This window comes from Micromonospora sp. WMMA2032 (assembly GCF_002688545.1).
Classification (GTDB): Bacteria; Actinomycetota; Actinomycetes; order Mycobacteriales; family Micromonosporaceae; genus Micromonospora; species Micromonospora sediminicola.
On sequence record NZ_CP024052.1, the window covers coordinates 5,411,420 to 5,435,898 of the forward strand.

Annotated in this window: 22 protein-coding genes; 12 read left to right on the forward strand and 10 right to left on the reverse strand. The window is 73.0% G+C overall.

Features of this window, described 5'->3' with window-relative positions:
* A complete protein-coding gene (locus tag CO540_RS25135) occupies positions 1-849 on the forward strand; it encodes a 3-hydroxyacyl-CoA dehydrogenase family protein (RefSeq protein WP_091571292.1) in 849 nt (282 codons plus the stop codon).
* 57 nt (positions 850-906) lie between these two features.
* On the opposite strand, the gene CO540_RS25140 is transcribed toward CO540_RS25135, so the two are convergent.
* The 3 genes from CO540_RS25140 to CO540_RS25150 form a co-directional block, all read right to left on the reverse strand.
* Positions 907-1,716 (reverse strand): alpha/beta hydrolase family protein, encoded by an 810-nt coding sequence (locus CO540_RS25140; RefSeq protein ID WP_099163883.1) that lies wholly within the window; start codon positions 1,714-1,716, stop codon positions 907-909.
* Positions 1,717-1,821: 105 nt separating this feature from the next.
* Positions 1,822-2,667, reverse strand: a complete 846-nt coding sequence (locus tag CO540_RS25145) for an ABC transporter permease (protein WP_099163884.1) — start codon at positions 2,665-2,667, stop codon at positions 1,822-1,824.
* Positions 2,664-3,512: an ABC transporter ATP-binding protein gene (locus CO540_RS25150; protein WP_091571304.1), complete on the reverse strand. Its 849-nt coding sequence runs from the start codon at positions 3,510-3,512 to the stop codon at positions 2,664-2,666. Before CO540_RS25150 ends, CO540_RS25145 begins: the two co-directional genes overlap by 4 nt.
* Positions 3,513-3,663: 151 nt before the next feature.
* Between CO540_RS25150 and CO540_RS25155 the strand changes: the two genes are divergently transcribed.
* On the forward strand, positions 3,664-5,667 hold the full coding sequence (locus CO540_RS25155) for a protein meaA (RefSeq protein ID WP_099163885.1): 2,004 nt from the start codon (positions 3,664-3,666) through the stop codon (positions 5,665-5,667).
* A 57-nt stretch (positions 5,668-5,724) separates the two neighbouring features.
* Complete coding sequence (locus CO540_RS25160) at positions 5,725-6,021, forward strand: DUF1540 domain-containing protein (protein ID WP_091577020.1); 297 nt, start codon at positions 5,725-5,727, stop codon at positions 6,019-6,021.
* Between the two features lie 13 nt (positions 6,022-6,034).
* Here the strand turns inward: CO540_RS25160 and CO540_RS25165 are convergent, their stop codons facing one another.
* Positions 6,035-6,652 carry a DUF4126 domain-containing protein gene (locus CO540_RS25165; RefSeq protein WP_091571311.1) on the reverse strand — a complete coding sequence of 206 codons (618 nt, stop codon included), beginning with the start codon at positions 6,650-6,652 and terminating at the stop codon, positions 6,035-6,037.
* A gap of 71 nt (positions 6,653-6,723) precedes the next feature.
* Here CO540_RS25165 and nucS point away from each other — a divergent pair, with 71 nt between their 5' ends.
* Complete coding sequence (gene nucS / locus CO540_RS25170; protein WP_091577023.1) at positions 6,724-7,383, forward strand: endonuclease NucS; 660 nt, start codon at positions 6,724-6,726, stop codon at positions 7,381-7,383.
* A 3-nt stretch (positions 7,384-7,386) separates the two neighbouring features.
* Here the strand turns inward: nucS and CO540_RS25175 are convergent, their stop codons facing one another.
* Positions 7,387-8,889, reverse strand: a complete 1,503-nt coding sequence (locus CO540_RS25175) for an aldehyde dehydrogenase family protein (protein ID WP_099163886.1) — start codon at positions 8,887-8,889, stop codon at positions 7,387-7,389.
* Between the two features lie 240 nt (positions 8,890-9,129).
* Here CO540_RS25175 and CO540_RS25180 point away from each other — a divergent pair, with 240 nt between their 5' ends.
* The 7 genes from CO540_RS25180 to CO540_RS25210 all read left to right on the forward strand — a co-directional run bounded on the left by CO540_RS25180 (position 9,130) and on the right by CO540_RS25210 (position 15,524).
* The gene (locus CO540_RS25180; RefSeq protein ID WP_099163887.1) at positions 9,130-9,576 is read left to right on the forward strand and encodes an FHA domain-containing protein; all 447 of its coding nucleotides are present in this window, start codon (positions 9,130-9,132) and stop codon (positions 9,574-9,576) included.
* 95 nt (positions 9,577-9,671) lie between these two features.
* Positions 9,672-10,736 carry an alpha/beta fold hydrolase gene (locus tag CO540_RS25185; RefSeq protein ID WP_099163888.1) on the forward strand — a complete coding sequence of 355 codons (1,065 nt, stop codon included), beginning with the start codon at positions 9,672-9,674 and terminating at the stop codon, positions 10,734-10,736.
* A gap of 123 nt (positions 10,737-10,859) precedes the next feature.
* Positions 10,860-12,650, forward strand: a complete 1,791-nt coding sequence (locus tag CO540_RS25190; RefSeq protein ID WP_099163889.1) for a 3-hydroxyacyl-CoA dehydrogenase family protein — start codon at positions 10,860-10,862, stop codon at positions 12,648-12,650.
* A 40-nt stretch (positions 12,651-12,690) separates the two neighbouring features.
* Positions 12,691-13,185, forward strand: a complete 495-nt coding sequence (locus tag CO540_RS25195; protein ID WP_091571332.1) for a SigE family RNA polymerase sigma factor — start codon at positions 12,691-12,693, stop codon at positions 13,183-13,185.
* Positions 13,182-14,258: a hypothetical protein gene (locus CO540_RS25200; RefSeq protein WP_099163890.1), complete on the forward strand. Its 1,077-nt coding sequence runs from the start codon at positions 13,182-13,184 to the stop codon at positions 14,256-14,258. The genes CO540_RS25195 and CO540_RS25200 overlap by 4 nt, the downstream gene beginning before the upstream one ends.
* 57 nt (positions 14,259-14,315) lie before the next feature.
* Positions 14,316-14,648, forward strand: a complete 333-nt coding sequence (locus tag CO540_RS25205) for a hypothetical protein (RefSeq protein WP_098747099.1) — start codon at positions 14,316-14,318, stop codon at positions 14,646-14,648.
* Positions 14,649-14,714: 66 nt separating this feature from the next.
* Positions 14,715-15,524 carry an alpha/beta hydrolase gene (locus CO540_RS25210; protein ID WP_099163891.1) on the forward strand — a complete coding sequence of 270 codons (810 nt, stop codon included), beginning with the start codon at positions 14,715-14,717 and terminating at the stop codon, positions 15,522-15,524.
* 4 nt (positions 15,525-15,528) lie between these two features.
* Here CO540_RS25210 and CO540_RS25215 read toward each other — a convergent pair whose 3' ends face one another.
* From CO540_RS25215 to mce, 5 genes are all read right to left on the reverse strand, one after another.
* Complete coding sequence (locus tag CO540_RS25215) at positions 15,529-16,608, reverse strand: AI-2E family transporter (RefSeq protein ID WP_099164929.1); 1,080 nt, start codon at positions 16,606-16,608, stop codon at positions 15,529-15,531.
* 750 nt (positions 16,609-17,358) lie between these two features.
* Entirely contained in the window at positions 17,359-19,410 is a 2,052-nt protein-coding gene (locus CO540_RS25220) for a hypothetical protein (protein WP_099163892.1), read from the reverse strand.
* A gap of 169 nt (positions 19,411-19,579) precedes the next feature.
* Complete coding sequence (locus CO540_RS25225) at positions 19,580-20,836, reverse strand: DivIVA domain-containing protein (RefSeq protein WP_099163893.1); 1,257 nt, start codon at positions 20,834-20,836, stop codon at positions 19,580-19,582.
* A 253-nt stretch (positions 20,837-21,089) separates the two neighbouring features.
* Positions 21,090-22,445, reverse strand: coding sequence for a crotonyl-CoA carboxylase/reductase (gene ccrA / locus CO540_RS25230; RefSeq protein ID WP_098747380.1), 1,356 nt, complete (start codon positions 22,443-22,445; stop codon positions 21,090-21,092).
* A 305-nt stretch (positions 22,446-22,750) separates the two neighbouring features.
* Positions 22,751-23,215 (reverse strand): methylmalonyl-CoA epimerase, encoded by a 465-nt coding sequence (gene mce / locus CO540_RS25235; RefSeq protein WP_091571352.1) that lies wholly within the window; start codon positions 23,213-23,215, stop codon positions 22,751-22,753.
* Positions 23,216-23,277: 62 nt separating this feature from the next.
* On the opposite strand from mce, the gene CO540_RS25240 reads away from it, so the two are divergent.
* On the forward strand, positions 23,278-24,477 hold the full coding sequence (locus tag CO540_RS25240) for an acetyl-CoA C-acetyltransferase (RefSeq protein WP_098747096.1): 1,200 nt from the start codon (positions 23,278-23,280) through the stop codon (positions 24,475-24,477).
* Positions 24,478-24,479 lie beyond the last annotated feature (2 nt).

Here is a 24,479-nt window from a genome sequence, read left to right on the forward strand (position 1 = left end):
ATGGCGGGTCGACTCGCGGTCGTCGGTGCCGGGCTGATGGGCTCGGGCATCGCCCAGGTGGCGGCGCAGGCGGGCTGGCAGGTGACGCTGCGCGACGTGGACGACGCGGCCACGAAGCGGGGCGTCGACGGCATCCGGAAGTCGCTGACGAAGTTCGCCGAGAAGGGCAGGATCGAGGCGTCCGACGTCGAGGCGACGCTGGGTCGGATCACCCCGACCACCGAGCTGGAGGCGGCGGCCGACGCGGACATCGTGGTCGAGGCGGTCTTCGAGAAGATCGAGATCAAGCACGAGGTGTTCCGCGCGCTGGACAAGATCTGCAAGGCGGACGCGGTGCTGGCCACCAACACCTCGGCCATCCCGGTCACCCAGATCGCCACCGCCACCGAGCGCCCGGAGTCGGTGGTGGGTACCCACTTCTTCTCGCCGGTGCCGATGATGAAGCTCTGCGAGCTGGTCCGGGGCTACAAGACCAGTGACGCGACCATGGACACCGCCCGGTCGTTCGCCGAGGAGATCGGCAAGACCGTGGTGGTGGTCAACCGGGACATCGCCGGTTTCGTCACCACCCGGCTGATCTGCGCGCTGGCGATGGAGGCGGTCAAGCTGGTCGAGTCCGGCGTGATCTCCGCCGAGGACCTGGACACCGCCTGCAAGCTGGGCTTCGGGCACGCCATGGGCCCGCTGGCCACGGTCGACCTGACCGGGGTGGACGTGCTGCTCAACGCCACCCGCAACATCTACACCGACACCGCGGACGAGAAGTTCTTCCCGCCGGAGCTGCTCCAGCGCATGGCCACCGCCGGCGACCTGGGCCGCAAGACCGGCCAGGGCTTCTACTCGTACTGACCGGCTGGTCCCGCCCCCGGCCCGTGCGGCCGGGGGCGGTTCACGTCCGCGGCCCGTTCACGGCCGGGGCGGGGTGAGCGCGGCGCCGATCAGCGCGAACGCGTCCGGGAGGACGGTGCCCCAGTAGCCGAAGTTGTGCCGCCCGTCGGCCCAGGCCGCGCGTACCGGCTTCTCGGGCAGCACCCGGGCCAGCGCGCGGACGTCGGAGAGGAAGTTGTCCTGCCGGCCGCACCAGAGCCCGACCGGGGTGCCGCGCAGCTTGTCCACGCCGGTGAAGACCGCGTCGCCGGGGCGCACCGCGGGTGAGAAGGCCGCCGCCATCCTCAGCCAGCCCGGGTACGTCTCGGCCAGCAGCAGCGCCCCGAAGCCCCCCATCGACCAGCCCCAGACGGCCGTCCGGCTGATGTCGAAGCCGCGCCGGGCGCACCAGGCCGGCACCTCCTCGCGCACCATCCGTCGCGGGTCGTCGTCGCCGGCGGGACGCCAGGAGAGCCGGCCGCCGGTCGCTCCGGCGAGCGCGAACGGCGGGGCGCCGCGCCGCACCGCGTCGGTGAGGAAGCGGGCCAGCCCGAACCGGCCGTAGTCGCGCGGGGTGGCCGAGGCGCCGTGCAGGACCAGGCAGACGGGCAGGCCGCGGCCGTCGCCGTACCCCTCGGGCACGGCGGTCCAGAAGTCCACCTCGCGCCCGCGGGCACCGGAGGCGATCCGGATCAGCCGCTCGTCCCCGACCGGTGCGTCCGGCACTGTGGGTTCCGGTCCGGGCCGGGCAGTGGAGAGCTGCCGGGCGGCCAGGCCGCCGACCAGGCCGGCGCCGGCGATCCCTCCGGCGGCGGTCAGCAGTGTCCGCCGGCTCAGCGTGCGTGCCATGCCGGGCAGTGTGCCACCTCGCGCGAGGCGCGTGCGGTCGTGTGCGTGGTTAGGAAGGGGCCCTTCCTCTACCGCAGGCGTTAAGAAGGGGCCCTTCCTTACACCTCAGCCGTCGCGGCGGGTGGTCCACCGGAAGGTGCTCAGGCAGAGCACCAGACCGATCACGCACCAGGCTGCCAGCACCAGCGCCACCTTGCCCAGCTCGAACGACCCGCCCGGCTCCTGGCCGCCGAAGCTGTCCGGCAGGAAGACCGAGCGCAGCCCCTGGCACATCCACTTGAGCGGGAAGATCGCGGCGACCTGCTGCATCCAGGTGGGCAGGCTGGTGAAGACGAAGAACACGCCGGAGATGAACTGGAGGACCAGCGCGACCGGGGTGACCACCGCGGAGCCGCTGCGGGCGGTGCGGGCCAGCGACGAGATGGCGATGCCGCAGAGCGTGCAGGCGGTGACGCCGAGGACGGCGACCCAGCCGAAGGTGAGCCACTTGGCGGCGGTCTGCGGCAGGTCCAGGTCGAACAGCGCGACCGAGACGGCGAGCAGGAGCGCGGTCTCGGCGATGCCGATGACCACCACCATGATCACCTTGCCGGCGAACCAGACCCACTTCGGCATCGGCGTGCCCCGGTAGCGCTTGAGCACGCCCCGGTCCCGCTCGATCGGGATCCAGATGCCGAGGTTCTGGAAGCTCACCGTCATCAGCCCGGTCGCGATCATGCCGGTGATGAAGTACTGCGTGTAGCTGACGCCCGGGGCGATCTCGTCGCTGAAGATCGCCGCGAAGATCAGGATCATGATGATCGGGAAGCCCATCGTGAACACGACGGACTCCCGGCTGCGCAGGAACTGGGTGATCTCCAGCCGGCCCTGGCGCAGCGCCAGCGTGCCCGCGCCGAGCCGCCGGGCCGGTGCCGCGGCGACCGGGGCCGTCGGCTTCGTCGTGGTGGTCATGAGTGTCCGATCATCCGCAGGTAGACGTCTTCCAGGGTCGGCCGGGTCACGGTCAGGCCGGGCACCTCGCCGCCGAAGCGCGCGGCCAGCTCGGCCACCAGCGCCGTCGGCGTCGCGGTCTCCGCCGAGCCCGGCGTTCCCTCCGGGGTACGCCAGGAGACGGTCGCCAGCGACTCCTGCCGGTTGCCCAGCGCGTTCGGCGGCGCGACCTCGATCACCCGCCCGGCGGCGATCACGCCGACCCGGTCGGCGAGCGCCTCGGCCTCGTCCAGGTAGTGGGTGGTGAGCACGATCGTGGTGCCGGCGGCGGAGAGGTCCCGGATCAGCTCCCAGAACTCGCGCCGGGCCTCCGGGTCGAAACCGGTGGTCGGCTCGTCGAGGAAGAGCAGCTCGGGCCGGCCGATGATGCCCAGCGCCACGTCGAGGCGGCGCTTCTGCCCGCCGGATAGCGTGTGCGTACGCGCCCTGGCCTTGGCGCCCAGCCCCACCCGCTCGACCACCTTGTCCGGGTCGTCGGCGTCGGGGTAGAAGCCGGAGAAGTGCCGGACCACCTCGCCGACGGTCAGCTCGTCGAACTCGCCGGTGCCCTGGAGCACGATGCCCACCCGGGAACGCCAGCCGGCGTCGGGCCTGGCCGGGTCGACGCCGAGCACCCGCACCTCGCCGGCGTCGCGGTGCCGGTAGCCCTCCAGGATCTCCACCGTGGTGGTCTTGCCCGCGCCGTTCGGGCCGAGCAGGGCGAACACCTCGCCCCGGTGGACGTCCAGGTCCACCCCCGCCACCGCGACGTTGTCGCCGTACGTCTTGCGCAGTCCCCGTACGGAGATCGCGAGCTCGTCTTCCATGACGTCCAGTGTGCGACTGCCGCGTGCCCGGCCGCGGGCCGGGGTGTGGTGGTGTCGCCCATCTGTCGCCGTCCGTGCCCGTCGGTCCGCTCCATGGACCTGTGTGGTTTTCCACAGCCCGTTTTACTGAACGGTAACTTAAACTCCGGCCATGGATGACGCGACGCCGGGACGCCTGCCGGAGCGGGACCGCCCGTGGGTGATGCGCACGTACGCCGGGCACTCCTCCGCCGCGGCCACCAACGCGCTCTTCCGCCGCAACCTGGCGAAGGGGCAGACCGGGCTGTCGGTCGCGTTCGACCTGCCGACGCAGACCGGATACGACCCCGACCACGAGCTGGCCGCCGGCGAGGTGGGCCGGGTCGGCGTGCCGGTGGCGCACCTCGGCGACATGCGGGCGCTCTTCGAGGGCATCCCGATCGCCGAGATGAACACCTCGATGACGATCAACGCGCCGGCCATGTGGCTGCTCGCCCTCTACGGCACGGTCGCCGCCGAGCAGGGCGCGGAGCTGAGCCGCTGCGCCGGCACCACGCAGAACGACATCATCAAGGAGTACCTGTCCCGGGGGACGTACATCTTCCCGCCGGCCGCCTCGCTGCGGCTGACCGCCGACGTGATCGCGTACACGCTGCGGGAGATGCCGCGGTGGAACCCGGTCAACATCTGCTCGTACCACCTCCAGGAGGCCGGCGCGACGCCGGTGCAGGAGGTCGGCTTCGCGCTCGCCACCGCCGTCGCCGTGCTCGACACCGTGCGCGACTCCGGCCAGGTGCCGGCCGAGCGGATGGGCGACGTGGTCCAGCGGATCTCGTTCTTCGTCAACGCCGGGGTGCGCTTCGTCGAGGAGATCGCCAAGATGCGCGCGTTCGGCGCGCTCTGGGACGAGATCACCCGCGACCGCTACGGCGTGGAGAATCCGAAGCAGCGCCGGTTCCGCTACGGCGTGCAGGTCAACTCGCTGGGCCTGACCGAGGCGCAGCCGGAGAACAACATCCAGCGGATCGTGCTGGAGATGCTCGGCGTCACCTTCTCCCGGGACGCGCGGGCCCGGGCGGTGCAGCTGCCCGCCTGGAACGAGGCGCTCGGTCTGCCCCGCCCCTGGGACCAGCAGTGGTCGCTGCGCATGCAGCAGGTGCTGGCGTACGAGTCGGACCTGCTGGAATATCCGGACCTGTTCGAGGGCTCGCACGTGATGACCGCGCTGGTCGACGATATCGTGACCGGCGCGCGGGTCGAGTTGGAGAAGGTGCTGGAGATGGGCGGCGTGGTGACCGCCGTGGAGTCCGGCTACCTCAAGAGCGCGCTGGTCGCCTCGCTGGCCGACCGGCGTCGGCGGATGGAGTCCGGCGCGGACGTGGTGGTCGGCGTCAACCGGTTCACCGAGACCGAGCCGTCCCCGCTGACCGCGGCCGGCGCCGAGGCGGTCGAGCAGGTCGACCCGGCGGTCGAGGCGGCCGCCGCGGACGGCGTACGCCAGTGGCGGGCCGGCCGGGACGCGGCGGCCGTGGACGCCGCGCTGGACCGGCTGCGCGCGGACGCCGCTACCACCACGAACCTGATGGACGCGACGCTGGCGTGCGTGCGGGCCGGGGTGACCACCGGCGAGTGGGCGGGCGCGCTGCGCCGGGTCTTCGGCGAGTACCGGGCGCCGACCGGGCTCTCCGGCGCGGCCGGGGTCGGTGGCGACGCCGGGCTCGCGTCGGTCCGCGAGCGGGTCGCCGCCACGGCCCGGGAGTTGGGCAGCGGCCGGCTGCGGCTGCTGGTCGGCAAGCCGGGGCTGGACGGGCACTCCAACGGCGCCGAGCAGATCGCGGTACGCGCCCGCGACGCCGGCTTCGAGGTGGTCTACCAGGGGATCCGGCTGACCGCCGGGCAGATCGTGGCCGCCGCCGTGGAGGAGGACGTCGACCTGGTCGGTCTCTCCGTGCTCTCCGGCTCGCACCTGGCGGCCGTGCCGGCCGTGCTGGACGGGCTGCGCGCGGCCGGGCGGGGCGACCTGCCGGTGGTGGTGGGCGGCATCATCCCGGCCGGTGACGCCGACGCGCTGCGGGCCGCCGGCGTGGCCCGGGTGTTCACGCCGAAGGACTTCGCGCTCACCGGCATCATCGACCAGCTGGTCACCGTGATCCGCGAGGCCAACGGGTTGAGCTGACGCGGAGGGCGCAAAAGCCTAAAATCGGGGCAAGACACCCACGGAAGGGCGGGAATGATGACCGCGTCGATGGAGATGCCCCGGGTCCAGGAGTGCGCCGTCCGGTCCTGCGCCTACAACCACACGAACGACTGCCACGCGTTCGCCATCACGATCGGCAGCAGCGACCACGCCCACTGCCACACCTTCGTGGAGCTGCCGGTGCGCGGCGGCATCGACCAGTTGGTCGCCCAGGTCGGCGCCTGCTCACGCTCCGACTGCCAGCACAACTCCGACCTGGAGTGCCACGCCCCGGCCATCACGGTGGGCCCGGACATGGACATGGCCGACTGCATGACCTACCGGAGCCGCTGACCGGCCCAGCCGGCTAGACGCGGAAGCCGGCCGCGCGGGCGGCGGCGCGTTCCCGGCGTCGGTGCCGGCGGCGGCGGACCAGCCAGACCGCGAACACCACCAGGCCGACCGCGAACACCAGCACCAGCACCGGCAGCAGGATCGCCACCACCGACATGACCACGCTCGTCGCGTCCTCGGCGGTGCTGGCCACCGGCGCGCCGAAGCCGGCCGTGGTCGCGTTGACCACCGGCCGGGCGGCGGCCTTGAGCAGGTGCACCCCGAGCGCGATCAGCACCCCGACCACCACCGGCACCCACTGGTGGGTGGAGAAGAACGTGTCCGGGTCGCTGACCGTGACCGTCTCCGAGCCGGAACCGGCGCCGAAGGCCAGGCCGCCCGCGGTCGGCCGGACCACCGTCTGCACCATGTCGTTGACGTGGTCGACCACCGGCACCTTGTCGGCCACCACCTCGACCGCGAGCAGCACGGCGAGGATCGCCAGCACCCAGCCGTTGCCGAGCCACTGCCAACCGCTGGGCAGCTCGATCAGGTCGGTGTAGCGGGCCAGCAGGCCCATCAGCATCAGCGGGATGTAGGCGTTCAGACCCGCCGAGGCGGCGAGTCCGGAACCGGTGAGGACTTCGAGCACGATCTCAATATGGCACCGGTGCGCCAGTGGCGCTCGTCGGCGGCGGCCGGGGGCTCCGCTACCCTCGTCGGGTGCGGTTGGTCATTGCGAAGTGCTCGGTGGACTATGTCGGACGGCTCTCGGCCCACCTGCCGCCGGCCACCCGGTTGCTCATGGTGAAGGCGGACGGCTCGGTGTCGATCCACGCGGACGACCGGGCGTACAAGCCGTTGAACTGGATGAGCCCGCCGTGTCGCCTGGAGGAGGCGCCCGGCGTGTGGCGGGTGGTCAACAAGGCCGGCGAGGAGCTGCGGATCACCCTGGAGGAGATCTTCCAGGACACCTCGTACGAGCTGGGGGTCGACCCGGGCCTGCGCAAGGACGGCGTCGAGGCGCACCTGCAGGAGCTGCTCGCCGCCAACCCGGAGACGCTGGGGGAGGGCTTCACGCTGGTCCGCCGGGAGTACATGACCGCGATCGGCCCGGTCGACCTGCTCTGCCGGGACGCGAACGCCCGCGCGGTGGCGGTCGAGGTGAAGCGGCGCGGCGAGATCGACGGCGTGGAACAGCTCACCCGCTACCTGGAGCTGATGAACCGCGACCCGCTGCTCGCGCCGGTGACCGGCGTGTTCGCCGCGCAGGAGATCAAGCCGCAGGCCCGGGTGCTCGCCACCGACCGGGGCATCCGGTGCGTGGTGGTCGACTACGACAAGCTGCGCGGCATCGAGCGCGACGAGCTGACGCTGTTCTGAGGCTCAGCGCCCCCGGCCGTACATCAGCTTGGCGACCTTGACCAGGCGGGCGACGTCGGCCGGGGTGCGCTCGAACGTCATGGCCGGCAGCAGCGAGCGGGCCCGGCGGCGGGTGACCGCCTTGGGGCGGCCGAACTCGCGCAACCCGTCCTCGCCGTGGATCCGGCCGAAGCCGGACTCGCCGGTGCCGCCGAACGGCAGCGTGGACATGCCGGCGAAGGTCAGCGCCGAGTTGACCGAGGCCATCCCGGAGCGCAGCCGCCGCGCCACGGCCACCGCCCGCGCCCGGCCGAAGACCGAACCCCCGAGGCCGTACGGGAGGGCGTTGGCGCGCTCCACGGCCTCGTCGACGTCGCGGACCCGGTTGACGGTCAGCGTCGGGCCGAACGTCTCCTCGCGGACGGCCACCGAGTCCTCCGGCACGTCGACCAGCACGGTCGGGTGCACGTACGGCGGTTGGACCGCCTCCGGGCCACCGAGCACCGCACGGCCACCCCGGGCGACCGCGTCGTCGATGTGGCGGCGGATGACGTCGATCTGGGACGGCATGGTGATCGGGCCGAGGTCGGTGCCGTCCGCGCCGACGGTGAGTCGGCCGGCCCTCGTCACCACCTTGTCGACGAACGCGTCGAAGACCTGGTCGACCGCGTAGACCCGTTCGATGCCGATGCAGGTCTGGCCGGCGTTGGTGAGCCCGCCCCAGACGGCGGCCTCGGCCGCGGCGTCCAGGTCGGCGTCGGCGTCCACGATCATCGCGTCCTTGCCGCCGGCCTCCAGCAGCACCGGGGTGAGCGTCTCGGCGCAGGCGGCCATCACCTTCTTCGCGGTGGCGGTCGAGCCGGTGAACGCCAGCTTCGCCACCCCGGAGCGGCACAGCGCCGCGCCGACGTCGCCGAGCCCGTGCACCGCCTGGAACACCGGCTGCTCCGGCACCACCTCGGCGAAGCGGTCGACCAGCCACTGGCCCACGGCCGGGGTGTACTCGCTGGGCTTGAACACCACCGCGTTGCCGGCGGCCAGCGCGTACGCGGCGGAGCCGATCGGGGTGAAGACCGGATAGTTCCACGGGCCGATCACGCCGACCACGCCGTAGGGCTGGTATTCCAGGTGACCGGTGAACTCGGCCAGGATCAGCCGGGAGCGGACCCGCCGGGGGCCGAGCACCCGGCGGGCGTTGCGGGCCGCCCAGTCGATGTGCTCCAACGCGGTGAGGATCTCCACCACGGCGTCGCCGACCGGCTTGCCGCCCTCGGTGTGCATCAGCTCGGCCAGCTCCTCGATCCGCCGGGCGAGCACGCCGCGCCAGCGCTGGAGCCGGTCCCGCCGGCCGGCGAAGCCGAGCCCGGCCCACCAGTCGGCCGCCGGGCGGGCCCGGTCGACGGCGGCGCGCACGTCCGCCTCGGTCGCCACCGGGAGTCGCCCGGCCTCCGCGCCGGTCGCCGGGCTCGTCGACACCAGTCGACCGGCCTCGATGAGCGGGGTTCCGGGGACATGCACAGCGGTCATGGCCGCAGTCTAGACCCGAACATTACTCACCGGTAGGTGTCACGGACCCCGTACGCTGCCCGGACCGGCCCGCGTCGCATCGACGCCGGTGCCACCCGATCGCGCCGCGGCCGACTGCCCGAACGGCGAACGGGAGATGGCCGGCCGGGGTCACGGGGGTGACCGCGCGGTGGTGGGAGCCACTACGGTGAGGTGGCAGGCTGACGCCGCGGGGCGATGTGGGGTGGAGGTCGACGGTCCATGGAGGATCATCCGGAGCTGATGCCGCTGCTGACGGTGTCCGGTGGGGCGATGCGTGGGCTCAGTTTCCGGGTCGGACGGGGCGTCCAGGTGATCGGTCGGGCGCCGAGCGCCGACATCGTGCTCGCCGACCCCCACCTGAGCCGGCGGCACGCCACCGTCCAGGCCACCACCGACGGGGTGCTGCTCACCGACCTCGGCTCGACCAACGGCACCTGGCTCAACGACCGACGGATCAGCGGCAGCGTGCCGCTCGCCGACGGCGACGTGGTCCGTCTCGGTCGCACCGACCTGCGCCTCTACGACCCGGGCGTGGCCCGCACCGACCCGGTCGGGATGAGCTTCGGCGCGCCGCGGCGCGACCAGCGCCCGACCCTGCCGCTGCCGGTCCCGGCGCCGCGCCAGCCGATCGAGTCGCGCGAGGCGCTGCCGGTCGACGCCCGCTGACCGCCGGCGCCGCCCCCGGCGGCGACAGGCCCGGGCCGACCGGTGTGGAGGTCGGCCACATGGCTGCGGGCGGGCTGATGTGCCAGCATGCGCTGATGCGGAGCGCACGGCACACGGTCCAGGCCAACGGCATCACCCAGGCGGTCCGGGTGGCCGGCCCGCCGGACGGCGTGCCGGTGCTGCTGGTGCACGGCAACGTCTCCTCCTCCGCGTTCTGGGAGCCACTGCTGCCCCGGCTGCCGGAGACGCTCCGGGTGGTCGCCCCCGACCTGCGCGGCTACGGCGAGACCGACACCGCGCCCGTCGACGCCACCCGGGGCCTCGGCGACTTCGCCGACGACGTGGCCGCCCTGCTGGACGCGCCCGGGCTGTTCGCGCCCGGGTCCCGGCCGGTGGTGGTCGGGCACTCGCTCGGCGGCGGCGTGGCGATGCGGCTGCTGGTCGACCACCCGGAACGGGTGGCCGGGCTGCTGCTGGAGGCGCCGGTCTCCCCGTACGGCTTCGGCGGCACCCGGGACCTCGACGGCACCCCCACCACGCCCGACTTCGCCGGCACCGGCGCGGGCGGCGCGAACCCCGACTTCGTGGCCCGGCTCGCCGCCGGCGACCGGGGCGCGGACGGCCCGACCAGCCCGCGCAACGTGCTGCGCGCCGCGTACGTGGCCGACCCGGCGTCGCTCGGCGACGACGAGGACCTGCTGCTGGAGAGCATGCTCACCACCGCCACCGGGGACGACAACTACCCGGGCACCGCGGTCGCCTCGGCCCACTGGCCGGGGACCGCCGCCGGGCGGCGCGGCGTGCTCAACACGTTGGCCCCGGCCCACTTCCGACTCGCCGACGAGTTGGTCGCCGTGCCGGTCAAGCCGCCGGTGACCTGGGTACGCGGCGACGCCGACGTGATCGTCTCGGACACCTCGCTGTTCGACCTGGCCTACCTCGGTCAGCTCGGCATGGTGCCCGGCTGGCCCGGCGCCGAGCAGTGCCCGCCGCAGCCGATGCTCGGGCAGACCCGGGCGGTGCTGGAGCGGTACGCGGCGGCCGGCGGGACGTACCGGGAGGTGGCGCTGCCCGGCTGCGGGCACAGCCCGCACCTGGAGCGGCCGGCCGAGTTCGTGGCCGAGCTGCTGGCGCTCGCCGGGGTCGCCGCGCCCGCCTGAGACGCGGTGCGTGAAATATCCCACGGCGTCTCGACAACGCAGCGTCACGTGGCAGACTCCGGCGCATAACCTTAGCGGCCGTTCATGTCGGCAACGGCGGAGTCAACCAAGGGGAGGCCGGTCGTGGCGCGCGAGTTCACCAGGGTGGGTGTGGTGGGTCTGGGCACCATGGGTGCCGGCATCGTCGAGGTGTTCGCCCGCAACGGCCTCGACGTGACCGCCGTGGAGATCTCCGACGCCGCGCTGGAGCGGGGTCGGGTGACGCTGACCGGCTCCACCGACCGGGCCGTCGCCAAGGGCAAGCTCGCCGAGGCCGACCGGGACGCCCTGATGGCGCGGGTCGACTTCCGGGTCGGGCTGGACGCGCTGCACGACGTGGACCTGGTGATCGAGGCGGTGCCCGAGCACCTGGACCTCAAGCAGCGGATCTTCGCCGAGCTGGACCGGGTGTGCAAGCCCGAGGCCATCCTGGCCACCAACACGTCGTCGCTGAGCGTCACCGAGATCTCCGTCGCCACGACCCGGCCCAACCAGGTCATCGGCATCCACTTCTTCAACCCGGCCCCGGTGATGAAGCTGGTCGAGGTGGTTCGCACGGTGGTCACCTCGGCCGACGTGGTGGCCGACGTGGAGGCGCTCTGTGAGCGGCTCGGCAAGGTCGACGTGACGATCAGCGACCGGGCCGGCTTCATCGCCAACGCGCTGCTGTTCGGCTACCTGAACCACGCGGTCGGCATGTTCGAGGCCCGCTACGCCACCCGCGAGGACATCGACGCCGCCATGAAGCTCGGCTGCGGTCTGCCGATGGGCCCGCTGGCGCTGATGGACCTGATCGGCCTGGACACCGCGTACGAGATCCTCGACACGATGTACCGGCGCGGCGGCCGGGACCGCCGGCACGCCCCGGCCCCGCTGCTCAAGCAGATGGTCACCGCCGGGCTGCTCGGTCGGAAGTCCGGCCGTGGCTTCTACACCTACGAGCGGCCGGGCTCGCCGAGGGTGGTCGCCGACGAGCACACGCCGGCGGCCGGCGACGCCGCGCTCGCCGACGGCGCCCGGGTGGTCGCCAAGGTCGGCGTGGTCGGCTCCGGGACCATGGCCACCGGCATCATCGAGGTCTTCGCGAAGGCCGGCTACGAGGTCATCTCGGTGACCCGGGGCGCGGAGAAGTCCGCCAAGGTCTGCGAGGCGGTCAAGACCTCGCTCAACAAGGGCGTGGTGCGGGGCAAGCTCAGCGAGACCGACCGGGACGCCGCGCTGGGCCGGATCACCTGGTCCGCCACGCTGGAGCACCTCGCCGACGTCGACCTGGTGGTCGAGGCCGTGGTCGAGGAGCTGAGCGTCAAGAAGGCGCTGTTCGCCAGCCTCGACGAGATCTGCAAGCCGGGCGTCGTGCTCGCCACCACCACCTCGTCGCTGCCGGTGATCGACGTGGCGATGGCCACCCAGCGGCCGGCCGACGTGGTCGGCCTGCACTTCTTCAACCCGGCGCCGATCATGCCGCTGGTGGAGATCGTGCAGACCATCCGCACCTCGACCGAGACGTCGGCCACCGCGCGCGCGGTCTGCGCGAAGCTGGGCAAGACCGGCGTGGTCTGCGGCGACCGCTCCGGCTTCATCGTCAACGCGCTGCTCTTCCCGTACCTGAACGACGCGGTGAAGATGCTGGAGGCCAGCTACTCCACCGCGGACGACATCGACTACGCGATGAAGCTGGGCTGCGGCTACCCGATGGGCCCGTTCGAGCTGCTCGACGTGGTCGGCCTGGACGTCTCGCTGGCCATCCAGCGGGAGCTGTACCTGGAGCTGCGTGAGCCCGGGTTCGCCCCGGCGCCGCTGCTGGAGCACCTGGTCACCGCCGGCTACCTGGGCCGCAAGAGCGGCCGGGGCTTCCGCGACCACACCCGGCGCTGAGCCGGTCAACAACCGGCGCCGGTGACGGCGTCATGAGGGTGTGACCTTCGAGGAGTACGTCGGCAGTCGCGGCCCGGCCCTGTTGCGCCTGGCCCGGCTGCTGACCGGCGACGCGCACCGCGCCGAGGACCTGACCCAGGACGTGCTGGCCCGCGCGTACGTGCACTGGCGGCGGATCGCCCGCGCCGACCGGCCCGACGTGTACGTGCGCCGGATGCTGGTCAACGCCCACAACTCCTGGTGGCGCCGGCGCGTCAACCGGGAGCTGGCGGTGGACACCTTCGCCGAGCGGCCCGAGCGGGGCGACCTCGACGGCGAGGCGGCCGACCGGGACGCGATGTGGCGACTGATCCGCGCCCTGCCCGACCGCCAGCGCGCCGTGCTGGTGCTGCGCTACTACGAGGACCTGGACGACGCGACGATCGCCCAGATCCTCGACTGCTCGCCGGTCACCGTCCGCACCCACGCGATGCGGGCGCTCGCCCACCTCCGGGAGCGCTGCGGCGTCCCGACGACCAAGGGGAGCCGGCAGTGACCGACCTCGACCAGCGGATCACCTCGGCGCTGCGGGAGCGTGCCGAGGGGGAGATCGACACCGGCCGTCTGCTGCGGGACGCCCGCACGCTCGGCCGCCGCCGGCAGGTGCGTCGCCGGCTCACCGCCGGAACCGCGCTCGCCCTGGTCGGCGTGCTCGGCCTCGCCGGCGCGGTACGGACGGACGTCGGCGGGCTGCCCGGACGGATGCCCTGGGCCGCCACGACACCGACGGCGGTCGCGCCGGTCCCGCCGAGGGCCGACGCGGCGCCGGGTGCCGCCTGGCACCCCGACCTGGTCGGCGGCGACCCACGTGTGCTGCACCTGGGGCTGGACACCCGCCGGGCCCGTTACCTGGGATGGGCGGTCTACACCGCGAACCGGACCGAGTCGATCCGGTACCGCGTCGGCGACGGGCGACCGGTGCTGGTCGAGGTGAGCCCGGACCGCCGGGCGGTGAACGAACTTCTGCTCAACGGCCTCCCCGGCGCCGAGGGCGCGATCCCGGTGACCTTCGACGGCAGGGTCCGCGAGTTCCGTGTCGGGGGCGGCGGCGTGGTCCGGGCCTGGCAGCCGGTCCCCGGCCTGTACGCCCGGGCGAGCATGCTCGGCGGCGACCGGAGTGCCCTGACCGAGGCGGTGGGCGCCATCCGCTGGAACGAGGCACGCCGGTGCGACGCGCCGCTGCGGCTGGGCGCCGTGCCGCCGGACGCCCAGGTGGCCACCTGCGCGGTCGACGTCGACGCCTTCCCGGGTGGCCTCACCGTCGAGCTGACCATCGTCCGCTCGCCGACGGCGACGATGAGTGTGCAACTGGTGCATGGGGCGCAGATCGCCCAGGACGTCACCAGCGGCAACCGGACGGTGGACGGGCGTCCCGCCCGCCTCTCCGCGGACGGACACCAGCTCGAACTGCTCGGCATCCCGAAGGCGCACCTGACCGCCACGTTCGGCTGGCTGTGGCCGAACGAGCCGCCCGCGGGACAGGTCGACTTCACCGAGGCCGAGGCCACGAGCGTGCTGGCCGGGACCCGGGTGGCGCCGGACCTGACCGATCCGGCGACCTGGGACTGACCCCCGCCGGCCGGGCCGCCCGACCCGGACCGGTCCGGCCGGCGGCCCGTACGCTTGGTGACCGTGAGCCCCCGTCGCAACCGCCCCCGCCGGGACGAGACCACCGGCCTGGACGCCGAGCGCGCGCGCCACGGCGTGCCGACCGTGCAGCAGTGGCGCGACGGCGACTGGCAGGTGCGCGCGATCAGCGGTGGGGCGTCCGTCAAGACGTACCGCTGTCCCGGCTGCGACCAGGAGATCCGCCCGGGCGTGGCGCACCTGGTGGCCTGGCCGGCCGACGACCGGGGTGACCTCACCGACCGCCGGCACTGGCACAGCGGCTGCTGGCGGGCCCGGGACCGGCGTGGTCCCAACCTCCAGCGCGGCCGCGGCGCCCCCCGCTACGGCTGAGCGATCTGGATCACCAGGTTCCCGCCCCGGCGGGCGGCGGGGCCGGTGGCGCGGGAGACTGGCACGGTGAGCACTCCGATTCGCGCGTCGTCGATCCTGCCCGGCCGCCGGGAGGACATCGAGCTGCACACCGCCGACGGCCTCACGCTGGTCGGCGAGCTGGCCCGGCCGCTGGAGCGCGAGCCGGTCGCCACCCTGGTCTGCCTGCACCCGCTGCCCACCCACGGCGGAATGATGGACAGCCACGTGTTCCGCAAGGCGGCCTGGCGGCTGCCCGCGCTGGCCGACCTGGCCGTGCTCCGGTTCAACACCCGGGGCACCAGCAGCGTCCGCGGCACCAGCGAGGGGGCGTTCGACGGCGCGGTCGGCGAGCGGTTCGACGTGGCCGCCGCGATCGAGTACGCCGAGTTCCACGAACTGCCGAACATCTGGCTGGTCGGCTGGTCGTTCGGCACCGACCTGGCGCTCAAGTACGGCTGCGACCCGGCGGTGACCGGCGCGATCCTGCTCTCCCCGCCGCTGCGCTTCTCCGCACCGGAGGACCTCGCGGTGTGGGCCGAGTCCGGTCGGCCGCTCACCGCGGTGGTGCCGGAGTTCGACGACTACCTGCGCCCGGAGGAGGCCCGGCAGCGCTTCGCCGCGATCCCGCAGGCCGAGGTCGTCGGCGTGGACGGCGCCAAGCACCTCTGGGTCGGTGACGCGGAGAGGGTGCTCGACGAGATCGTCCGGCGGGCCGCCCCCGACGTGCCCCTGCCGCTGCCGACCACCTGGGACGGGCCGATGGAGACCGGCGACGTCAGCGCGTACGCGGACCGCACCGTGGCCGCCTTCGCCGACACCCCGGTCCCCGGGCCGGCCCAGCGGCGCGCGGAGTAACGGCTCAGCGGGCGTCCTGCCGGGGCAGCACCACCTCGCGCAGGATCAGCTGCAACGCGGCCACCGTGGGAATCGCGATGAGCGCGCCCACCACGCCCAGCAGCGACACCCCGAGCAGCGCGGCCAGCAGGGCGGCCACCTCGTTCACCGACACCGCCCGGCGCATGATCTTCGGATAGATCAGGTAGTTCTCCACCTGCTGGTAGACCAGGAAGAACACCAGGCAGGCGATGCCCACCGGCAGGTCGGTGGCGAGCCCGACGAGGGTCACCACCACCGCGCCGAGGGTCGCCCCGATCTGCGGGATCAGGTCGGTCACCGCGACCACCACCGCCAGCGCGAACGGATACGGCAGGCCGACCACCAGCGCGAACACGAACGTGCTCGCCCCGGCCAGCACCGCGATGGCCAACGCGCCGACCATGTACGCCCCGACCCGGGTCAGGATCTCGTCGCCGATCAACCGGACCCGCTCCCGGCGCGAGCGCGGCACCAGCGCGTACCCGAGGTCGCGCAGCCGGTCGAAGTAGGCCAGGAAGTAGATCGTCAGCACCAGCACGGTCAGCACGCGGAAGATCGTGCCGAAGATCAGCTGCGCGCCGCCCAGCACGCCGCCGAGCGCCCGGCCGATCGTGCCGGCGTCCGCCGCCGACCGGACCCGCTCCATCACGTCGTAGCGGACCACGAGGTCGTTGACGGTGGGATTGCGGCGCAGGTCCTCGACATAGCCGGGAAGCTGCTGCACGAACTGCCCGGACTGGGTCACCACCGGCGGCACCAGCGCCAGCAGCCCGCCGATGATCAGCAGCAGGACGGTCAGCGTCACCACCGCCACGGCCAGCCCGTGCGGCAGCCCCCACCGGCGCAGCCGGACCACCGCCGGGTGCAGGCCGACCGCGAGGAAGAGCGCGATCACCACCAGCACCAGGATGCCGGCCGCGTTGCGTACGCCCAGGAAGACCGCATACGCCAGCAGCACCCCGAGCGCCCCGGTGAACCCGACCAGGAAGCTGCTGCGCCGCAGCGGCCGGCCGGGAACGCCGAACCGCCCGCTCGGCTCGAACTCGCCCGGTTCGACGAGCACGTCGGTGTCGCCCGCTTCCGTTGCGGTGTCTGCGGCGCGGCTCGGCCGACCCCGGTTGACCGGGCCCGTGCGGTGCCCGGGCTGGCCGGCGTCAGGCACGGTCTCGGTGCTGCCGTCCTCGGGGCGGCCGATGTCGTCCCGGACCGGCCCGCTGCCGTCCCCGGGGCGGCCGATGTCGTCCCGGACCGGCCCGCTGTCGTCCCCGGCCGGGGTGGTGCCGTTCTGGTCCGGGGTGGCCGATCCCTCCTGCGACACCCGTTCCTCCCGGCTCCCGCTGCTCCGGCCGACCCGCGGAGCGGCCTCCTGGCAAGCCGCGCTACGGACGCCGCGACCCCTGCCCGCAGGTTAGCCGCCACCGCCCGGGCGGACCATCCTTCCGAGGCTTCCCGCCGCATCGAGGCAGACCCCTGTTGCCGATTCGAGACGGTGGGAGCGCCCCGGGCACGTCGGTTTCGAGCGATATACCGCTGAGTCATAAATATGACCCAGCGGTATATCGCCTTCGACGGGTGCCATGGGCCGACGGCGTCACCGTCCGTCACGCGCGGACGACGCAGGTTGGCGACTGACCTGCGGCGGTGGCGGGCGGAACGTGGTAGGTGCCGACGTGGTGCGCACGGGACACGGGGATGCCGCCCTCGGGGCGACCTGGTGTGGATCTTGCCGGGTCGGAGCGCGAGCGCGGGCTCGGGGAGGTCGAGCGACGGCGGGTCCGGCGAGCGGCCGAACCCGCCAGAACGCGGGGTCGGGTCAGTCCTTGTCGACCGTGACGGTGCTCGGCTTGGCGCTGCGCTCGTCGGTGGTGGGCTTCGTCGGGCGCTTCCCGTTCTCCCCGGTGCTGGTGATCTTCGTCGGGGTGGCGCCGCGGCCGCCCTCGCCCGGCACGGCGGCCACTGTGGGCTCGCCGTCGACGCCGGCGCCGCCGGGGGAGTCCATCGTGGTCACCGGCTCGGCGACCGGCTTGGTCTTTCCCGCCTCAGCCGGCTCACCTGCCGACGTCACCGGCGCGGACCCGTTGACCGGAGCCGGGCCGGCCCCCTTGCCCACCGCCGGCGCGCCACTGCCCACCGGCGTGCCGTCACCCGTCGGGCGGCCGGTGTCGCCGCCGGCGGCGGCCGCGAGGTCGCCCGGGTCGACCGGGGTGGCGGCGATGCCGGCCGAGTCGGCGTCGCGCCGCAGCTCGGTGAGCCGGTGCTGCAGGTCGTCGGACTCCTGTCGCGACTTCCACGTCTCGGTGCGCAGGTCGGCCAGCTCCTGCTGCGCCTTGGCGATCTCCAGCATCACCTGGGCGAGCTGCTGCCGGCCCGCGGCCACCTCCTGCTGGGTGGCGGCCAGGTGCTGCTGGGTGGTGGCGAGGTGCTGCTGGGTCGTGGCCGCGTACTCCTCGAACTGCCGCCGCGAGGCCGCGACGTGCTCGTCGGCCTTGCGGCGCTGGGCGGTGGCGTCCGCCTCGGCCCGGCGCAGCAGCTCGGCGGCCTCCAGCTCGGCCTGCTGCCGCATGCCGAGCGCGTCTTCCTCGGCGGCCTGCCGGACGCTCGCGGCGGTCCGTTCGATCTCGTCGCGCCGGGTGGCGTACGCCTTCTCCAGCTCCTCGTGCCGCTTGGTGTGCTGGTTGTCCAGCTCGTCGCGGCGCTTGGCGTACTCCTGCTCGGCGGTGGCCCGGCGCTGGGCCAGCTCCTTCTCCGCCTTCTCCCGCCGCTCGGCGACCTCCTTCTCCACCCCGGCCCGCCAGGCGCCCAGCTCCTGCTGGGTCTGCGCGCGGGCCTGCTGCACGTACGCCTCGGTCTCGGTGCGCATGCGCTGCACGTACGCCTCGACCTCGGAGCGGTTGCGCTTGCCCGCCTCGACGGCCTCGGTGGTGAGCCGGTTGGCCTCGGTCCGGGCGCGGCCGCGGGTGACCTTGGCGGCCTCCTCCGCGTCGTCCACGATCTTCTTGGCCTCGGCCAGCGCCTTGGCGTGGGTGGCCCGCCCTGCCTCGGCGGCGGCGTCGGTGAGCCGCTTGGCCTCCTGCTGGCCCTTGGCGTGCACCTCCTTGGCCGCCTCGCGGAGCTGGTTGGCCTCCTGCTGGGCCTTGGCCAGCGCCTCCTTGGCCGACTCGCGCAGCCGGGCGGCCTCCTGCTGGGCCCGGGAGTGGATCTCCTTGGCGGTGTCCCGCAGCTGGGTGGCCTCCTGCTGGGCCTTGGCCAGCGCGTCCTGGGCGGTCCGGCGCAGCTTCTCGGCCTCGTCCCGGGCGGCCGTGCGCAGCCGGTCCGACTCGTCCTTGGCGGTGGTCCGCAGCTTCGCCGACTCGTCCTTGGCGGCCTTCAGCGTGGCCTCGGCCTCGGCCTTACGAGCGGCGGTGTGCCGCTCCTCCTCGGCCCGGCGGGCGGCGAGCGCTATCTCGAAGTCCTTGAGCGCCTGGGCGGCCTGCTCCCGGGCCTCCTCGACGATGTGCTCGGCGGCGGCCCGGCGGGCCTCGATCTCCTCGTTGGCGGCGGCGAGGATGTCGTCGGCCTGCTCCTCGGCCATGGTGAGGATCTGCTCGACCCGCGGACCGAGGTGGCGGAACGAGGCCCGGTCCACCACACCTATCTGCTTGCGCACCTGGGCGAGGTCGCGTTGCAGCACCTCGACCTGGCCGGCCAGCTTGTGGATCTGGGTGTACGCCTGTTCCCGCTCGGTGGTCAGCGCCGCGATCTCGTGTTCCGCGCGGGCGACGTAGCGGTCGACCTGTCGTTTCTCGTATCCCCGCAGCGCGGACTCGAAGCTGGGCTCCGTGGTCACGTCCCCGCCGAGCGCGAACAGTTCCTCGCCGTGCGACATGCCCCCATCCTCACACGCATCCGGCTCTGCTGGGGCGATACGGACGCCCCTTCTGGGACCTACTTCACCCTCGTGGCGAAACGGGCCGGACAGCATGACGGCGCGGGGCGGCACCGGTCACCCGGTGTCACCCCGCGCCGTGGCTCATGCCCCGTCAGCGGGTGGTCGATCAGCTGGCCGACTCGGCCGTCACCTTCTGCCCGGAGGCGTCGGCCTTCGGCGCCTCGGCCTTGTTGGCGCCGCCGGCCGGCACGCCCGGCACGATGCCGGCCAGGCCGGAGAGCATCTGCCCGAGCTGCGAGGTGACCGCGTCCTTCTGGCGGGTGAGGTCCTCGACCTCGCGGCGGGCGGCCTGCGTGGTCAGCTCGGCCTCGGTGCGGGCCTCGTTGAGCACGCGCTGCGCCTCGGCGCGCGCCTCGTTGAGCGTCTTGTCGGCCAGCGCCTTGGCCTTGTCGACCGTGTCGTTGGCGGTGCGCTCGGACTCGACCCGGCGGGCCTCGGCCCGCTGCTCGATCTCCTTCGCCCGCTCCTGGGCGGCGCGGGCCCGCTGCTCGGCCTCGTTCACCAGCTTCTGGGTCTGCGCGACCTGGGCGGCGTGCCGCTCCGACTCCTGGCGCTCGGCCTTCTCGCGCCGCTCGGCGAGCTGGAGCTCCAGGGCCTGGAGGTCCTTGTCGCGCTTGTCGCGCGCGTCGGTGAGCAGCTTGGTCGCCTCGGCCCGCTTCTCCTCGGCCTCCCGCGCGGCCTTGGCCCGCTGCTGGGTGATCTCCCGCTCGGCGGTCGCGCGCAGGGTGGCGACCTCCCGCTCGACAGTCGACTTCAGCTCGGCCACCTCGTGCGCGGTGACCGTACGCAGCTGCTTGGTCTCGCGGTCGGCGTCGGCGCGGAGGGTGTCCGCCTCGCGGCGGGCCTGCACGCGCACCTCGGCGGCCTCCCGCTCGGCGGCGGTACGCACGCTGCCGGCCTCGCGCTCGGCGGTGGCCTTCATGGCGGCCGCCTCGGCGCGGGCCTTGTCGGTGATCTCCCGCGCCTCGAGGCGGGCGGCGGAGAGGATGCCCTCCGACTCGCGCTTGGCCTCGTTGCGGTGGTCGTTGGCCTGCTCCTCGGCCAACCGGAGGATCTGCTCGACGCGAGTGCCCAGGCCGCTGAGCGTCGGCCGGCTGTTCTCCTCGAGCTGCTTGTTGGTCTCGGTCAGCTTCTGCTCGAGCGCGCCTTGGCGCTGCTCGGCCTGGCGGAGGCGGCGCTGCGCGTCGTTCATCCGCTGCTCGGCCTCGGCGCGGGCCTGCTCGGACTGGCTCAGTGCGGCGCTCAGCCGGCCGATGAAGTCGTCGACCTGGTTGGTGTTGTAACCGCGCAGGCCAACGGTGAAATCGGGCTGTGAGTTCGCGTTATCGAAGAACGCAAGAGGGGAGGACTGCTGCTGGGGCATTGGGACATACTCGCAGACGCCCCAGGGTGGTTCGCAAGAGTGGTCGGCAGCTTTCGCGTCCTGTTTACATGGTCAACTCCGCCCGGCGGCGGGACCGGACCAACCGGCGATCTTGGCAGGTCCCGGGCGGGTCGGACCGGACCCGGACCGGGGCGCGAAAAGGGCCGCGAGGCGGTGCCCGCGGCCCTTTGTCATCACGACAGTCGAATGGTGTCCCGGTCGTCCGGAAAGGCAATCCGGGACAACCGTACGGTCAGTGCCCGCGGAACCGGTTGATCGCGCTTTCGTGGCGGGACCGCAGCTCGGTGTCGCGGACGCCGAGTCCGTCGGTGGGGGCCAGGCAGCGCACGCCGACCTTGCCCTGGTGCGCGTTGCGGTGCACCTCGTACGCGGCCTGGCCGGTCTGCTCCAGCGCGTAGGTCTTCGACACGGTCGGGTGCACCTTGCCGAGCGCGACCAGGCGGTTGGCCTGCCACGCCTCGTGGTAGTTGGCGAAGTGGCTGCCGACGATGCGCTTGAGGTGCATCCAGAGGTAGCGGTTGTCGTACTGGTGCAGGAAGCCGCTGGTGGACGCGCAGGTGACGATCGTGCCGCCCTTCTTGGCGACGTAGACGCTGGCGCCGAACGTCTCCCGGCCCGGGTGCTCGAAGACGATGTCCGGGTCCTCGCCGCCGGTCAGCTCGCGGATGCGCTCGCCGAAGCGACGCCACTCGTCCTGGTCCTGGGTCTCCTCGTCCTTCCAGAACCGGAAGCCCTCGGCGCTGCGGTCGATGACCAGCTCGGCGCCCATCTTCCGGCACAGCTCGGCCTTCTCCGGGGAGGAGACCACACAGACCGGGATCGCGCCGCCGTTGAGCGCCATCTGGGTGGCGTAGCCGCCGAGGCCGCCGGAGGCGCCCCAGATCAGCACCACGTCACCCTGCTTCATGTTCGCGCCGTGGTGCGAGACGAGCTGCCGGTAGGCGGTGGAGTTGACCAGGCCGGGGCTGGCCGCCTCCTCCCAGCTCAGGTGGCGTGGCTTCGGCATCAGCTGGTTGGCCTTGACCACGCACAGCTCGGCCAGACCGCCGAAGTTGGTCTCGAAGCCCCAGATCCGCTGCTGCGGGTCGAGCATCGTGTCGTCGTGGCCGGCGGCGTCCTCCAGCTCGACCGACAGGCAGTGCGCGACCACCTCGTCACCGGCCTTCCACCGGGTGACGCCGGGCCCGGTGCGCAGCACCACGCCCGCCGCGTCCGACCCGACCACGTGGTACGGCAGGTCGTGCCGCCGGGTCAGCTCGGAGAGCCGGCCGTAGCGCTGGAGGAACTTGAAGGTGGGCAGCGGCTCGAAGATGCTGGTCCACACGGTGTTGTAGTTGATCGCGCTGGCCATCACCGCGACCAGCGCCTCGCCCGGGCCCAGCTCGGGGGTGGGCACCTCCTGGACGTGCAACGCCTTGCGCGGGTCCTTGTCGCGGGTGGCCATGCCGTCGAACATCCGGGTGTCCTCGGCGCGGACCACCACGCCCCGGTAGCTCTCCGGCACCGGCAGGCCGGCGAGGCCGGCAAGGTCCCGCTCGGGCTGCGCCGAGCCCTCCGCCGCCATGATCGCTTCGAGGATGTCCTGCACGGTGACCTCCCGTTCGTCCGCACCCACACCGGGGGCAGGGGTGCTGCCATCGTCGGCGCCGGTGCGACGGGACCGCCATGTCGGCAATCGACACATCCGGCACCGGTCGCGTTCCTGTGGGGCCGGACGTTACTGAACGGTAGCTAGGGCGGGAACCCCTCTGTGAAAAACTGCATCGACCGATGCGTGGAGGTGTCCGTGGGAAGGTTCAACCGCGCAGGGCCGCGCGCGTTCCCACGTGTTAGGACGCAAGGAAGGGCCCCTTGTTAACAGACGTCTGTTAACAAGGGGCCCTTCCTTGCGTCTCAGGCGGGCTGGACCAGCTCGATCAGCACGCCGCCGGCGTCCTTCGGGTGCACGAAGTTGACCCGCGAGTTCGACGTGCCCCGCCGCGGGGCCTCGTAGAGCAGCCGGACGCCGCGCTCGCGCAGCGCCGCGCAGGCCGCGTCGATGTCCGCCACCGTGTACGCGACCTGCTGGATGCCGGGACCGCGCTTGTCCAGGAACTTGCCGATCGTGGTGTCCGGCGAGAGCGGGGCGAGCAGTTGCACCATGCCGCCGGAGGCGTCCGGCCCGACCGCCAGCATCGCCTCGCGTACGCCCTGCTCGGTGTTCGTCTCGGTGTGCACGCAGCGCATGCCGAACGTGCGCTGGTAGAAGTCGATCGCGGCGTCCAGGTCGGCCACGGCGATCCCGACGTGGTCGATGCGGCGCAGGCCGATGTCTGTGACAAACTCGGCAGCGGGCTCGACGGGGGAGTTCTCAGCCATGGCGCTAGTCTGACCGAACAATCGTTAAGGCGTACAGGTCGGCACCCCCTCGGAGGCAGGCAATGGCTTCGGTGATCGTCAGCGGCGCGCGAACCCCGATGGGGCGCCTGCTGGGCAACCTCAAGGACCTCCCCGCGACCAGACTCGGTGGCATCGCGATCAAGGCGGCCCTGGAGCGCGCCGGCGTGGCGCCCGAGCAGGTGCAATACGTGATCATGGGGCAGGTGCTCCAGGCCGGCGCCGGGCAGATCCCGGCCCGGCAGGCGGCCGTCGAGGCCGGCATCCCGATGTCCACCCCCGCGCTGACCATCAACAAGGTCTGCCTCTCCGGGCTGGACGCGATCGCGCTGGCCGACCAGCTCATCCGGGCCGGCGAGTTCGACGTCGTGGTGGCCGGCGGCATGGAGTCCATGACCAACGCCCCGCACCTGCTGCTCGGGCAGCGCTCCGGCTACAAGTACGGCGACGTGACGGTCAAGGACCACATGGCCCTGGACGGCCTCACCGACGCCTGGGACTGCTGCTCGATGGGTGAGTCCACCGAGCGGCACGGCGCGAAGCACGGCATCAGCCGGGAGGAGCAGGACGCCTTCTCGGCGGCCAGCCACCAGCGCGCCGCCGCCGCGCAGAAGAACGGCCACTTCGCCGACGAGATCACCCCCGTGATCATCCCGCAGCGCAAGGGCGACCCGCTGGTGATCAGCGAGGACGAGGGCATCCGGCCGGACACCACCGCCGAGTCGCTGGGCAAGCTGCGTCCCGCCTTCACCAAGGACGGGACCATCACCGCCGGCAGCTCCTCGCCGATCTCCGACGGCGCCGCCGCGGTGGTCGTGATGAGCAAGGCCAAGGCCAAGGAGCTGGGGCTCACCTGGCTGGCCGAGATCGGCGCGCACGGCAACGTGGCCGGGCCGGACAACTCCCTGCACTCGCAGCCGTCCAACGCCATCAACCACGCCCTGAAGAAGGGCGGCCTGAGCATCGACGACCTCGACCTGATCGAGATCAACGAGGCGTTCGCGGCGGTCGGCATCCAGTCCACCCGTGACCTGGGGATCGACGCGGACAGGGTGAACGTCAACGGCGGCGCGATCGCGCTCGGCCACCCGATCGGCATGTCCGGCGCCCGCCTCGTCCTCACGCTCGCGATGGAGCTGAAGCGGCGCGGCGGCGGCACCGGCGCGGCCGCGCTCTGCGGCGGTGGCGGGCAGGGCGACGCGCTGATCATCCACGTGCCGACGGGTGGCGAGACCCAGGCGTGAGC